Below are 14,914 nucleotides of genomic sequence, written 5' to 3' on the forward strand. Positions count from 1 at the left end.
ATGCCTTTTGCAGCGAGAATTACCGACTTACAAATCTGCCCAATGGCAACCCCCGGGCTTCCCCCAGTGCCTCATGTTGGTGGCCCCATCATAGGACCTGGGGTACCAACTGTATTAATTGCCAACCTTCCGGCTGCAGTCCTTGGTGATAACTGCACCTGCGTGGGGCCACCCTCTACCATCATTAAAGGTTCAGCTACCGTAATGATTGGCGGCAAACCGGCTGCCCGAATGGGAGACACAACAGACCATGGGGGAACCATCACTTTAGGGTGCCCCACTGTCATTATTGGCGGTTAAACCCCAAAAGGATGCACGCAATTTATGGCAAACGACAACGCGTTTTTAGGGACCGGCTGGGCATTTCCACCCAGATTTGATGGTCCAAATCATGACGTGGTCATGAGCTCTGATATTGAGGATATTGAACAGAGCTTAACAATTTTACTCTCCACAACCCCCGGAGAGCGCCCCATGGTGCCTGATTTTGGCTGCCGAATTAATCAATTTGTATTTGAAGAACTCACGCAGACAGTACTGACGCAACTGGAGTCCGAAATTCGTCTGGCAATTTTATTTTTCGAATCACGTATCAATGTGGAGGATATCTATATTTTACCAGAGCAGATTTCGGGGAAATTACTCATTCAAATAGACTTTAGTGTTATCACCACCAATACGCGTAGCAACATGGTTTATCCATTCTATTTAAACGAAGGCACATTGATATCCTCTCAATTACTGCCACTACCTGATAAATGGGATAAAGCATAATGACATCCCGACAGCAGCGGCTGGATGATGCAATTAATGCATCTATGGTTAAACCACACGAGCTGAGTTTTGAACAGTTAATTTCCTGGGCGCAACAATTTGCTCAGCAGTTACCCTTTCGTAATCTGCGAGATCAGATTGAGGGTGACTGGGGAAGTTTATTTCAAAAAAGCGAAATTGTGGTATGTGCTGCAATATCAACCAGTAGTATCCGGCAGATTCAGGCACAGTTTAAACATGCCATGGGCCAGAGTGAAGTCGTTACTGCTGAATTTCTGTTTGTCCTGCTAAAACGGTTACAGGCATGGTATCAGCACCTGCCTTCAACCCCAGATACAGCATACCAGTTTAGGTACTATTTACTGCATGAATATCAATATCACCTTTCACTGCCACTTAGCCTGATGGTTAGCCGGTTGCCAGAGCAATTCAGACACAATGTGCAAGAGCTGGATGAGTTATGGAAACTTGACCAACAAAAATTAGCTACTGCATCTCGTGCGTTGCAACATGATAGTTTTATTGACCACATGCGCCATTGCTTTGCAAAAATAGTCTATGTCATCAAACAAATAAAAAAACACAGCCAGAAGGTATTACAAACTGCATTAATGCACCAGGATAATGCCCCACAACAGGCACTCTACTTTTCTTTTCTGAAATTATTTAAACTGGCTCAAAAAAAACTCAATACTTTTACTGAAAGACACTTGCAGTTTTATTACCAACGAGTTCTGCAACAAGAAAAAAAACCTGCGGAAGATAATTCCATATATCTTAAGCTGTCATTAAACAGCCAAACTAAAAATACGATTAAGTTTGATCATGGAGCCGAATTCAGCCCTGGTGATGCTCCTGACTTTAGTCCAATCATTTATCGCAGTTGCTACCCGATTGAGATTACCAATGCCGAAGTATCGCATGTCTTCAACCTCACATTACAGCGTGACCCATTAGTTTCGCCCGAAAAAGAGACTGGTTTAGTGTGCGGAGTTAGTGGGCAAAAACTAAAAGTAACAGCGAACGCAACGGGTGATAACTTCCCATTTGAACAACGCTTCAATATATTTAGCAATAAGCACAAACATGGTAATAACACACAACCAATGGGGCTTATAATTACTGACCCAATATTTTCCATGCAGCAAGGGAACCGTGTTATTAATATAGTGTTCCACCTCAAAGAGGTGCGCTCCAACATTATTTCTCAAGAATTACTGGCGGTTAGTGAAAATACTACAGAAGTATTAACAAGAGTTTTCAGTCTGTTACTCAACGTGCATGCACATCTGTTCGAAGATTGGGTAACCAGAATAAATGCCAGTAGCCTGGTAAAACAAGTTTCGGCAGAACAACTCAACGAGTTACAAAAATTAAAGCAGTCACAGAGAGTTTGGGTAGCTTATAAATTATTTTACTCACAGCTTGTACATTTTATTTGTTCAACGACAGATAAAGGCGAGCAATATGGTTTAGCTAAAATTGATTTCCTGTTTCGTGTTATTGGGCAGATAACAAGCCGGCGCTGTCTTTACAATGTTCCCTGGTTAACCGAAGCTGATATCAGTGAAATCCTCACTACTATAGAGCCACTTCTTACCGAAGAACCAACCGCTTACACCACCATAAAGGAGTTACTCAGTTACTCTCCCATTGCCGCTTTTTATCAACTCTTTCAGGGGGTATTTCAGATTGATGTTTCAACCGAAAATGGCTGGGAAACACTCACTGACGTAGAGATTAATCCTTGCGAGTCACATGAATGCAAAATTGGATTAAAGGTAAAATGCAATATTGATACTGGCTTTAAGCCTGTCATTCCTGTGGACGACAGTTTGCCACACAGCGCTTCACTAAAAATCACCCTGAAGCGGCAAAGTAATTGTTTCCCTTATGCAATATTCCGGGATTTTGAATTAGCAAAACTCGCAATAACAACTCAAGTGGCAGGGGTTACACAGATGCAGTTGTTTAACCCTGAAGGACAAGTGGACTCCGCACAACCCTTCTTCTTGTTTGGTTCACTCCCTTATATTGATGCTTACGCGGTAATTGCTAATGAAGAGATTGCCAGAAAAACTGTCAGCCAATTATCTCTGCACCTTGATTGGGGTGACTTGCCGCGGGGTTCAGATGGTTTTCAACAGTACTACGCTCAGTACCCTTACCATTACACTAATGCAAGTTTCCAGGTCACTCCGGAAGTGCTCAAAAATGGGCAATGGACTGAATTCGGCCCATCTCAATTACCCTTATTTACGCCCGGGAGTGGTGTGCTTCACCATGGTAGAGTTTTTCGGTTTACTAACATGAATAACTGTTATACCCCCGTTACCCATAGCTGGCCAAAAACACCTTACAGTAATCAGTCTGGCTTACGTAATGGGCTGTTTAAATTAAGGCTGACTGGCCCGGAATACGCATTTGGCCATAAAGATTATGCCCCTTTATTGAGTGACATACTGACTCATAACGTCACAAAGAAGCGTAAGAAGTCACTCCCCAACCCACCTTACACACCATTAGTTACCCATATTTCTATAGATTATTCGGCAGAGTCAACAATTGACTTAATCAGTGCCAGTGACGATAACGCAATGCAAAGCAAAGTCGTTCATTTGCATCCTTTCGGTGAAAGGGTTATTTATCCGCGCGCGCAAACTCGCCAGCTTATGTGGCCACGATTCTTTCCTAATTATAAGGAGGACAGTCACTGCTTCATTGGCATCACCGCCACAGAACTATCAGGCTATTTAAACCTGTTCTTTGTATTTGATGGAAGCTCAAAACTATTGATGCCTTATCCGTCAACTTCCTATACCTGGTATTATCTGGTTGATAATGAATGGCATGCATTTAATCCTAACCAAATCATTCACGATACCACTCTCAACTTTCTTACTACCGGTATTGTTACCTTAGATATCCCGAGCGAAATTAATACCGGGCACAGCGTAATGCCATCGGGTTTGTTCTGGTTACGTGTCAGTACAAATAAAGGGGTTGACCATTACCCTGACTGCCTGCATGTTGCCACGCATGTGGTGACCGTGGCTGGCAAAGGTGCGCCCCTGTCTGCGGACGGTGTCACTGTAATGCCTTTTTCTGCATGGCGCAGCACACCACGCAAGGCCAATTTGGCAACCATTGCCCAATTAAATGCAATGAAGAAAACACCTGAAATAGAAAGTGATCACGCATTTCAGGTACGCGTAAGCGAAAGTTTACGCCATAAAGGTAAAGCCTTAACTCCCTGGGATTATGAACATCTGGTTCTGGAAAACTTCCCTGAAGTAGGATCCGTACACTGTTTTCCCACACGAACATTTTCTTCACAGTGCCCGGTGCCCGGACATGTACTCATTATCGTCACCCCGTTACATACCACTTGCGACCACTCGCCTTGTATACCAAAACAACTGGATTCATCTTATCTTCTCAATATTCGGCGTTTTCTACTCGCCATTTCACGCCCGCAAGTACAAATAGAAGTACGGAATCCTGGATACGAAAAAATCCAGATTAGATGCAAAGTCACCTTAAAAGAAGGTGTGAATCATGGCCCCGTATTGCGCAGGCTCGAATATGCCATAAAAACACAATTGTGCCCCTGGGAGCAGAATACGCTTAATACTGGTTTAGGATTCTGCTTATCACTCGAAAAGCTGAGTGCTTTTATACGCAGGCAAGAAGATGTTGTTGAGGTCAGTGCGTTATCAGCCCTGAAAATCAGCGTGGATGACGATACTGACTATACATTGCTCGATAGTGCGGTAAATAGCCACCCCATCCGCGCGGCTTATCCATGGTATTTATTGATTCCTGTGGAGCATCACTACATTCAAATTTCCCCCGATAACCTTATTCATGACCCCGTGGCCGTTGGTATTGGTGAATTGGTGATCGGTGAACAGTTTATTGTCAGTACATCAACGACTTCGAATCAAAAAGGGACGAAAAAATAATGTCAAAACGTAATCGAAGTACGCTTAAGAACTATTTTCGTCATGGAACTATGCCGTCAGCGGAGCATTTTTCTGACTTGATTGATTCCTGTGTCAACCAAATTGACGAGGGGTTTATCAAGCCCCCAGAAACGGGGCTTCAGCTTAGAGCATTAGACCAGAAGCATCTGTTGAGCTTTTATCAACAAAATAGCCCTAATACCCCGCTATGGCATGTTGGGTTTGCCCCTCAGGATATTAATCTGCACATTTTTGCAAACCCAGAAGCCGATATAACAGATGATAACCCGGACAATACCGCGACAACACAGGCTATCAATCTCGCACTAACCCCTCAAGGTAATGTGGGAATCAATACAGCAACCCCGAAACAAACTCTCGATGTCAATGGCACCGTTGCTTCGCAAGGAAGAATGGGCACCACACTCATTGAAACTCCTGTCCCAGCCGATGGTGAATGGCACGACATTACTCCTGAGCTGGAAGGGTGCCATATGTTAGAAGTGGTGGCGGGAATTGGTATCCGACACAGTGGACGTTATGCGCTGGTTCATGCTGTCGCCATTAATACCTGTGCCCCTAACAAGCACTGGTGGCAATGGCAGGATAAAAACCCCATTCATATGACGCAGGCTTACTTCCACTCTTCTGCAGATAAGATTCAATTACGCTGGCGGCAAAAAAACCATAAAGGCACAGTACGCCCCTATTTTTTACAAATTCGCACCAATACATCTTTTGGTGAAAATCAAATTATCCAGTACCACATTACGCACTTATGGAATGACCAATTTATGCAGCGCTGCCAACAAACGGCTGCGGAGGATTAATCTGACGAATGTCTAAGACTATTTCGAAAAAACGCCATGGTGATAACCCGAATAGTTTTGAACATCTTTATCAACTTGGCCTGACGTATATCCAGCAGCTGAGTGGTCATATATGGACTGACTACAATACGCATGATCCAGGTATGACTATCCTGGAGCAGGTTTGCTATACCCTGACGGACTTGATTTACCGGTGTGAGTTTGATGTCGCTGACTACCTGAGCGACACCTCCGGGAATATTGATTATCCGGCACATGGGTTAGCGTTAGCACAAGATATCATCCCGGCCTGCCCACAGCAGCCTGAGGAATACGAAGCATGGCTATTAACCCGGCTTCCTGAGCTCGACAAAGTGTGGTTTCGCTGGAGTGAAAACGCTCCGGGGCTTGGTATTTACACAATTAACGCCCAACTTAACCACTTTTACGCATTAAGCCAGTACCGTTCTGATGCCGGCAGCCATTCGTTTTATACCCAGCAACATGCCGCCCTCAGCCATATTCGCCGTGAGTTCTATCGTGTTCGTGCTCCAGGTGAAGACCTGGCAGATATTGCGTTAACCGGGCAGCGCCCCCTGACACTTACTGCAACCATTCATATTAGCGATGATGTTACTGATGTCACCTGGCTTACTGCCAACCTCTACCACCGGATCAGCCTGTGGCTGGAATCGACTGTCCAGAACACACCTGTTTATGTGGTAAAAGAAGCGCTGCTCGCCGAAGATGGCATTCAACAAATCGGGCAACTGCAATTTACCCAATACAACGATAATGCAGGCCACAGCACACCCATTCCTGTTGAAAATATTGCGCCCTTTTCTTATTTGAAACTGCCGGAGTCTGCGGCTGATTCCGGTATTGAGATAATCCAGTTTCAGCACCCGGTGAATATCGACTACGCAGATCTTGCTATTCAACTTGAACAGATCCAATACTTGCGGCGTGCAGAACGGCTCAACACCACCAACGCGCCCATTCTGCCCGCGGGGCGCTATTTTGATTTCAGCCGTTATGAATCTATTCAAACCCTCTTCCCCAGAAACTACCATCTGGCACCGGGAATACCGAATCATTACAACGCGCAACAACAAGCTCAGCGCCATCAGCTACGCGGTTTTTTACTACTGTTTGACCAACTCATGGCCAATTTCTGTGATGACATAGCAGGGTTAAACACACTGTTTTCGTTGTCATTAGACTCAGAAGCAACCTACCACACGCATCTGTTACAGGATGATGAGTTTCATAATATTGACCAGCATTATCCGCAAAATGCCCGTGCCCGGCTGGAGCACCTGCGCAAGAAATTTGATGATTACCCGGAGAGAAAAAACCGCATTTTTAATTATTTTCTTGCGCTTTACAGTGAGCGTTTTCCGGATTTTCTACACCGCCAGTTTAACCCTTATTTTTCTGCCGAAGAGGTGGAAAAACAGCTACTGAAATATAAACAGGCTTTTATCCTGAATATAACCACGATGACTAACGGCCGGGGGCTTGGTGATAATTTACTCCAGCCAGAGCACCAGGGCGGTTACAGCCAGCGCCTTTCGTTACTCATTGGGCTGTTTCCTCATGCGCTTTCACCTCTGGGCTACACCCATGCCATTACTCAGCATGCACTGGACCTGGTACCCAATGAACCCTGGTGCCAGAGTGATATTGGCAAGAAAATAGTGCAATTGCTCCCCCCAGAAATACTGGCAAGCCTGCAACCTGTGGCGGATAACAACACGCAAGAAGGCGTGGATGAGGAGCAGGCCCGGAAAATGAAGTTAGCCATGCCCCTGTTCAGTGCGCAGACACTGCCCGACGTATTGCTGCAATTGGGTATTGACAACCGCAGGTACCGCCTGCTTCACCGTGCGGAACATAGTGATTACCAACTGTTTTTTAATGCCAGCGGTGAAGACCCACAGCAGTGGTTATATATTGCCAGCCACAATAACAAACAACAGCTCACTCAGTTTTGCCACCAACTACAACGCTGGCTGATTCAGTTAAACCAAAACAGTGAAGGGCTGTATATTGTCGAACCTATTTTACTGCGTACCGAGGAAAATAACGCGTCATGGCGCGATTACGCCAACCGGGTAACGGTGGTATTTCCCGGCTACACCGCGCGCTTTAGTAACCTGAAGTTTCGTGAACAGGTTGAGCAATTAGTCATTGAAAACAGCCCGGCACACCTGCTGGTTCAGTGTCAGTGGCTTGATTTCTCTGCGTTCAGCCAATTTGAAACGCTGTATACCAGGTGGCGGCAGGCCAAATCCAGAGCATTGCAACGCAGAGAAAACCAACCGGAATGCGATGCCATTGCCAAACAGTTATACCCGCTGATTCAACCCCCTCAGGATGCAACAAATGAGGCGTTGAAGATATGAACCAATTGCACAAGATTAATCAGGCCAGTATCGAATTCGACTTCACTGAATTTTCAGATGCGGAGACTTTTGAGTTGCGCGCCGCTCAGTGGGTCACCCAACAATTACTTCCGGTAATTGAAACGATATTCGATGATGTGTGTCCTGAGCATCAAACCCTGGTTATCGACACACTGACACTCGACCTCGGTGAATTTAACTCAACAACGTTTTACACACAGGCACCTGAAAAACTCAAATATCTGCTACAAGAAAAACTGCGCGCTCAACTCAGAACAGCTACACAGAATTCCTCCAGTCTATGGACCACGAGCGCAAAAACAGGGGATAACCAGGCACACCCTGAACCCAATACAATGGTGGTGTTAAGCCAGCAGCAACTGCGCTGGAGTGAACTCTGGCAGTTCCTCAACACGGGCATTCTGCCGTGGACTTCCAGGGGTGAACAGTCACTGGAGTCACTCGGCCTGGTTAATGAATTGACCGGCCATATCGCGCAATTCATTCATGCACTCAATAATGCACGCCAGCCTGAACAGATACTACGCCGGGTGGTTCTGCAATTTCCCGCCTCCTGCATTGAGGCTTTATTTGCGTCGTTAACAACCGCGTATCAGTGGGAAATAATGACGTTTTTATTAACGCACCCCAAAAGCCTGACAGGTGAATTACACACTCGCCTGGCACAGGCCTGGTACTCTCAATTTATACAGTTGTTAGCGCAGCACAATTTAATGCCTCTTCGCCCTTATTGGGCAAAAATTATGCGCCAGTTTGCTCCACAACTGATTAACGCTCTCTGGCAACGTCACACAGACAGCCAACTGCCCGGCAACCTGGTGCGCGATTTGAATGAAACTGAGCGCCTGTTACTGCTGAGCGTACTGACGCCGCAAGAATATCCTTTTCTGGCCGCAATATTGCAATCACCTGATTTGTGGAAAAAAACGAGCCAGCCTGGCAACAGGCAGCCCGCACACCCGCTCGCACAGGCCACAAACGCCGGTGAGCCCAACACGGCATTACCCCCATCACAAGTTCACCAGCAGGTGTGGCTTTTTACACTCCACTACCTGCTGGTTGACCGTGGCAGTGCATTCAATCGCCAAAGTTATATGTCCGGCCTGATTATCCATATGGCAAACGCACAAAATCAAAGCGCGGATACCCTGCTGGCATCGTTGATTTCCGCAATAAGCAACACCACCACAGACAGCACACTGCAAGGGCAATTACTGGATTTACTCCTGACTATTCAGCCCACAATGACTTCTCATGCAGGGTCAAAACCGCCGGAACCAGCCGAAACAATTTTACCCATTTCAGCAATTCAGGAGACAGACCGTGATAACACAAACCAGCCAATAAACGCTGACCAGTTGCACCATATCAATGAACTGGTGGTTGCGCTCTGTTCAGGTACTGAAAACCAACTTCTGCAGTTTTGGCCCGGCAACTCGCAAACATTCGCGGCCTTACTACGTTGGTGCGGACAACTTGATAATGTGCGCCGCCACTGGTCTGAAACATACCCGGATAAAACCTTACTGGCGTTAGTGGACGTACTGGAGCCCCTTGCAACTCTGGCTGTACGTATTCTGGTTGTGGAAAAACGCCTGTTGGCAGTGAGTCAACCTGCCACCACGTCAGAGCGTGCTGCAGATGTTCGTTTATGGCGCTACACCTTCGCTTTTCTTATTGTGGAAAAAAGTGGCGCGTTTAACCAAAAGAGTTATCTCCAGTACGTAATACAGAGGATGGCAGCCCGGCTAAATGTCTCTTACACCAGCCTGTTAGCTGCGATGCTGGAAAACATAGCCACTGCCGGTGATTTCTTTCTCCCGGGCACGACAATACGCAATGTTCTGGAAGCGCTTGTTGTGGCAACTCACCCGCAAACTACAACAGACAACAGTGGTGAGCACTCCTCTCTTCTGTATTCATTACCGCAGCCGGATTCTCTCACAGTTACACAACTGGCTGATATTGAGGACATCATCGCCACGCTGCAACGGGGTGAGCAACCCTTGTTGGGCAGTCACATTAACCCGTGGCGACATGATTATGGCCAGCACCTGCTACAAATTATTCGCCAACAAGGGTGTAACCCTTCATTGTTGAAGCGCTGGGTAACCCATTTCGCTGATTCAGCCTTATTCACCATTACCGCCATCCTCAACCCTCATGCCACAGAGACAGTACGCAGACTTATTGATGAGCGCCAAACAATAGACACAGCCATTCAGCATGCGTCAGGCCAGGCTGGCTCAACCCATGCCCGCAACGCGTTATGGGAGTTGACGCTACATTATTTAATTAGCCGCCGTGGTAGTGAATTTAATCAGTACCAATTTTTACTCAGCATTACCGAACAGCTTTCCGCCCGTTACCAAATTAATGCTGAGGTATTAATTAATGAATGGCTGAAGCTGAGTGGTCGTGGTTTCTTGTGGCGCCAACAGTTGACTGCGCTTGCCACATATCACAAACACCCACCTGTAGCAGCGCCTCAACTGCTCGGGGAGATTCAATCCGCCACGCAAACGGTCTTAAGTGAGCAACAGAGAACCCTGTTACAACACTATGCCACTATCAACGCCACCAGGCTGGCAACACAATTGCAAACCTGGAATACGGCGCAGCTGGCACGCATGGTAAACCTCATGCAACCGCAGCTAAGTGAGCGTGTCATTGTTCTGCTGCCTTTGCTGCTGTCCATCGTTCATGAATTTAAACTGGCTCCTCACTGGTTTTATCAACGGTTGTTAAGCGCCGACTGCCCCACAACACCCGAACAATGGTTGCAACGTTTATTGCACCAGATAAACAAGTACACGGCATCGCAAGACCTGGCGCATTATCACCAACTGGTACAATGCGTTCTCAGTAGTAATGACATTCATCAGGATCTGGCTGAGCGCCGTCGGTGGTTATATAGCATTGCCCCCGAAGAAGACATCCGGGATAAGTTACAACAGTGGCTCGATAGTAAAGCGCCAGTTCCTGAACAGGCTTTACGGGCCTGCTTAGCGTCTTCGGCTGCATACAAACAGCCTTTGATACACTGGTTAAAGCGTATGCTGACCAACCCGCCCGTTCTACAACGCTGGCTTGATGCGTTGTCACCCGAAACGCATCAGGCACTGTTGTTACCTACTGTCACCAGCGCCACCCTCTCATTACTGGCGTTACGCCATGCGTTTTGCCAACTTTTTGAATCCCCAAAACAGGGGGAACGGCTGTTCTGGCAAACGCTTTATCGCCAGTTGTGGTTTAAAGGCGTCACATTGTCCGGCAGCGCATTAATCAACCACTTGCTGATTGAGTTAAACCAACTATGGGTCACTCACCCGGAGCAGGGAAAAGCATTACCCTCCGCCAAAGTGGCCGGGCTGATTGAACGTTTATTGCCATCAGTATCGTCTGCCTCTTTGCGAAATACATTAACCCAAATTGCGCGCCAGACTGAGCCTCGCACACCAGAAATACCGCTATCAGTGGCGCAATTAAATCACCAGCAACCAGAAATTAAACAGCTGGTTGATGCTCTTGAAATACCCGGCAAAACGGTGAAGAAAAGCCCGGCATTTCTCCGGGAAAAGCCCCGGGACGACGCACAAGCATGCAAGGAACCGGTGACCATACACAATGCGGGGTTAGTCATTGCATCTACCTGGATCCCGGTTTTATTCCAGCGGATAGCGCTTACTGACGGGAATAAATTTGTTGATATTCAGGCCCAATACCAGGGGCTGTTCTGCCTGCAGTGGATGACAAACCATACCAACAACGCGCCTGAATACCAGTTACTGCTGAATAAAGTTTTGTGCGGCATTGCGCCATCCTGGCCTGTACCGCAACAAGTCCCTTTACCAGATGGGGCAGAAACCGTTATCGACGGTTTGCTCACCGCCATCATCGCCCACTGGAAGGTCTTAGGAAACACCTCGATAAGTGGGTTGCAATCTACCTTTATTCAACGTGAAGGTCTGCTCACTTTCACCCCCAAACACTGGCAACTGAATATCATCCCAGGCACGTTTGACATGCTGCTCGACCACCTGCCCTGGCGTTATCAGACCATTAAATACCCCTGGATGGACAAACCCCTGTTTGTTTCATGGCGTTAAGGACGAAATCAATGATAAACCCTGAATTCAGTCTGTTATCACTTATTCGTAAACCGGTACAACAGTTCTCCAGGCGTATTCCTTTCTGGTTATTGTGCTGTGGGTTGTATGTCGGGCTGCCAGGCGGCTTCCCCATGCCCGGTTATTCGGCCCAAAACAACCTGGTCGAACCGCTGAAGGCATATAAAACATGCAGCCAGCAGTTAACACCGAATGATGACCGTTACCTGGGGAGAGTCATTCAAACCCAGCTCGCGTCTCTTTACCAGAAAAATGAAGACTTTCAGGCGCAACTGAAAAAAAACAGCAGGCCGCTCACCGACGGCATCGTTGGCCCAACAACCCGCTACTGGCTGGACTATTTCTGCGGTGAATTTGCGTTCAGCGCGCCCGCGTCATCGACCAACCAGCACCAGTATTTTATTGAATCTTTACTGATTGACTTAAGCCGCGCAGCTCAGCTAAATACACTATTCCCGACATGGCGTACGGTAATAAAGCCGCCGGAACTGCTCCATTTAACGTCTGCCGAAATAGTGAAAAGGCTCACCCAGAGCACGCCACATGCTGATAACGGTGGAGGGACATCCACACCCGCAACCTCACCGGGTGAGGACAGGCCAGACAGTGATACCGAAGCCTATTATTATCAACTGACAGAAAATGATTTCGCCAGCCTGGCGTTACGCCAGACCGTGCTGGAGGAATTTGCAAAATTAGAAAAGCAACAATTTGACCAACGCAGCCAACTTTATAATCAACTTAGTGGGTTATTTACTCAGTTGAATATTCCCATCACCCCACAACTCAATCTGGATAATTTAATTGACTCTTACACCATAGAGGTACATCAACCCAGCACCAGTTCGACAACCAGTACCAGCACCAGCCAAATTACGAGCAGTGCTAATAATGATGCCAGTACCGGTAATAATGACACCAGTACAGGGACTTCAGCCGCCAATACAGATAGTAAGAACACCACTGCAAACAACACATCCGGCACGACCGACAAGGTAAACGCTGACAGCAACCAGACCGGTACGGAGAATTCAAACACCACCACGCCTAATACATCCAATCAGGTGGTGGAAACCAGTACGCAAAGTAACACGGAAACAACCGCACAACAGTTAGTGTGGCAGGTGAATTCTGAAGAGCTCAGTAAAACCATCAAACAATCAGGTATTACCGCATTATCTAAAGAAGAGTTGAAAGCACTGACACCACTGCAGGATGAAGTTTTCCCCAGCCTTTATTTATTAAAAACAGCCGTAAAAGCATCAGGTATTTCACCGGCCAGCCTGCAGGACAAAGGCGTATTTACCTTAGCGCGGAAGACAGGCCTCAGCCCTGTTCATGCCATCCCTATGCAATGGGTGGCCCCTCCGGACTGTAATTGCCAGGATAGTGTCCGCTCGGTATTTAATGTGGGTACCTTTTATGGCTTTTACCCGTACTGGCAACATCTTAGTAAGGGGCAAACTCTTGATTTTAGCCGTCTGGATCGTATTGGTTATATTGGAGCGGTAATGAAGCCTGAAGGGAATGGCAATACGTTAGTGCTGCCACAAAACTGGTTGGCCGACCCAAGGTTTAGCCAGTTTATTCAAACCTCCCACCGTTATCGCACAAAACTCGATTTGGTAGTCACCACACCACGAAATTTGTCGCGAGCCCAACTGACTGCGCTTTTTACAGACGACATGGTGAAACGCCTGGTTGCATCCGTCACTACCCCAATGGATAAATACTTAATTAACAATGTGCAACCCTGGATAAGTTTTGGCATAGAAACTGTTCCAGCCATGGCTGATGGTATTACTTTGGATATCGACCTTTCTGTTTTAAATACTCCGGAAAGCCAGCAGGCCTTCTTTTCGTTTCTGGATAAGCTAAAGATTGCATTACGCCAGAGCTACCAGCCTAAATCTGTCGCCAGTGACTTAGATTATCCGGCCCAAAGCAACGATGAATATTATTTAAATATCATTCTTCCCATTAAAGATATGGTGACGCCGGGTAATAATTTTTATAACTTTAAAAATATCGATACATTAACACACCTGACCAATCTCCTGGTCGTCAGGCCTGGTTCGCCTGAAACCAGAGATAACGCAAAAGATGCACTCACTCAAATAAAAGAATTACAACAGTGGTTAAGTAATCAGACAGACCAGTCAGAAGTGCAGCAGGTCTATAAGCGACTGGTACCGATGCTGATCACTGAAGATAACCGCAACCAAACACAAGCGCTGACTCAACTGGTTAATCTTTCAAGCTGGAGCTTCCTGGGGGCGGCATACTGGCCATTGCCATTAAGCAGCACTAATGAGAAACTGATCGAAAAAACCTTCTTCCCGTCAGCCACTCAATACCCTAAACCCATTAACCAGTTGCTCAACAGCATTAACAGCTTGTTAAACTGGTTTTGTATTTATCGCCTCGAACTACGGGCAGGTTTATTTGTATCCTTTGTGTTTATTATCGCATTCCTGGTTGCCTGTATTTGGTGCTTCCCACTGAGAAAACACCTGAGCCGGGTGCCTTTTGTTGCACTGACATCGATATCTATCAGTGGGTTAATGCTGGTGTTCGTGGCCGACCCGGCATTCCAAAATTACCAGGGTCCAATTATGTTAGTTTCTATTGTGGTGATTGGCTGGATATTATTTGCGGTGCGAATGGTAAGGAAGGAAGGGGATAAGCCTTAGGAGCTTTAGACATAAGATATTAAGTGCTGTTCAGTATATCAAGACTGAACAGCACCTGATATGATATTTGGTTAAGGAATATATTTTATATGCTGAATGGTGCTCGATGCTTCA

The 14,914-nt window shown here is 46.6% G+C and carries 7 protein-coding genes; all 7 read left to right on the forward strand.

The genetic code is table 11. The features are described 5' to 3' along the window. The 7 genes from A9B99_RS04175 to A9B99_RS04205 are packed head-to-tail and all read left to right on the forward strand — an operon-like array spanning window position 1 to window position 14,800. Complete coding sequence (locus A9B99_RS04175; RefSeq protein WP_036114916.1) at window positions 1–300, forward strand: PAAR domain-containing protein; 300 nt, start codon at window positions 1–3, stop codon at window positions 298–300. A 24-nt stretch (window positions 301–324) separates the two neighbouring features. Further along, window positions 325–774, forward strand: coding sequence for a GPW/gp25 family protein (locus tag A9B99_RS04180; protein ID WP_064594891.1), 450 nt, complete (start codon window positions 325–327; stop codon window positions 772–774). Further along, the gene (locus A9B99_RS04185) at window positions 774–4,739 is read left to right on the forward strand and encodes a hypothetical protein (protein WP_064594892.1); all 3,966 of its coding nucleotides are present in this window, start codon (window positions 774–776) and stop codon (window positions 4,737–4,739) included. The genes A9B99_RS04180 and A9B99_RS04185 overlap by 1 nt, the downstream gene beginning before the upstream one ends. After that, window positions 4,739–5,569 (forward strand): hypothetical protein, encoded by an 831-nt coding sequence (locus tag A9B99_RS04190; RefSeq protein ID WP_064594894.1) that lies wholly within the window; start codon window positions 4,739–4,741, stop codon window positions 5,567–5,569. The genes A9B99_RS04185 and A9B99_RS04190 overlap by 1 nt, the downstream gene beginning before the upstream one ends. 8 nt (window positions 5,570–5,577) lie before the next feature. Continuing rightward, window positions 5,578–7,956, forward strand: coding sequence for a hypothetical protein (locus A9B99_RS04195; protein WP_064594896.1), 2,379 nt, complete (start codon window positions 5,578–5,580; stop codon window positions 7,954–7,956). After that, complete coding sequence (locus A9B99_RS04200; RefSeq protein ID WP_064594898.1) at window positions 7,953–12,086, forward strand: contractile injection system tape measure protein; 4,134 nt, start codon at window positions 7,953–7,955, stop codon at window positions 12,084–12,086. Before A9B99_RS04195 ends, A9B99_RS04200 begins: the two co-directional genes overlap by 4 nt. An 11-nt stretch (window positions 12,087–12,097) precedes the next feature. Then, window positions 12,098–14,800 (forward strand): hypothetical protein, encoded by a 2,703-nt coding sequence (locus A9B99_RS04205; RefSeq protein WP_064594900.1) that lies wholly within the window; start codon window positions 12,098–12,100, stop codon window positions 14,798–14,800. The last annotated feature ends 114 nt before the right edge of the window (window positions 14,801–14,914 follow it).

Source organism: Mangrovibacter phragmitis (genome assembly GCF_001655675.1).
Classification (GTDB): domain Bacteria; phylum Pseudomonadota; class Gammaproteobacteria; order Enterobacterales; family Enterobacteriaceae; genus Mangrovibacter; species Mangrovibacter phragmitis.

Excerpts from the sequence above, each read along its gene's own strand:
- A9B99_RS04175 (WP_036114916.1), top strand. The coding sequence starts at position 1 with ATGCCTTTTGCAGCGAGAATTACCGACTTACAAATCTGCCCAATGGCA.
- A9B99_RS04180 (WP_064594891.1), top strand. The coding sequence starts at position 325 with ATGGCAAACGACAACGCGTTTTTAGGGACCGGCTGGGCATTTCCACCC.
- A9B99_RS04185 (WP_064594892.1), top strand. The coding sequence starts at position 774 with ATGACATCCCGACAGCAGCGGCTGGATGATGCAATTAATGCATCTATG.
- A9B99_RS04190 (WP_064594894.1), top strand. The coding sequence starts at position 4,739 with ATGTCAAAACGTAATCGAAGTACGCTTAAGAACTATTTTCGTCATGGA.
- A9B99_RS04195 (WP_064594896.1), top strand. The coding sequence starts at position 5,578 with ATGTCTAAGACTATTTCGAAAAAACGCCATGGTGATAACCCGAATAGT.
- A9B99_RS04200 (WP_064594898.1), top strand. The coding sequence starts at position 7,953 with ATGAACCAATTGCACAAGATTAATCAGGCCAGTATCGAATTCGACTTC.
- A9B99_RS04205 (WP_064594900.1), top strand. The coding sequence starts at position 12,098 with ATGATAAACCCTGAATTCAGTCTGTTATCACTTATTCGTAAACCGGTA.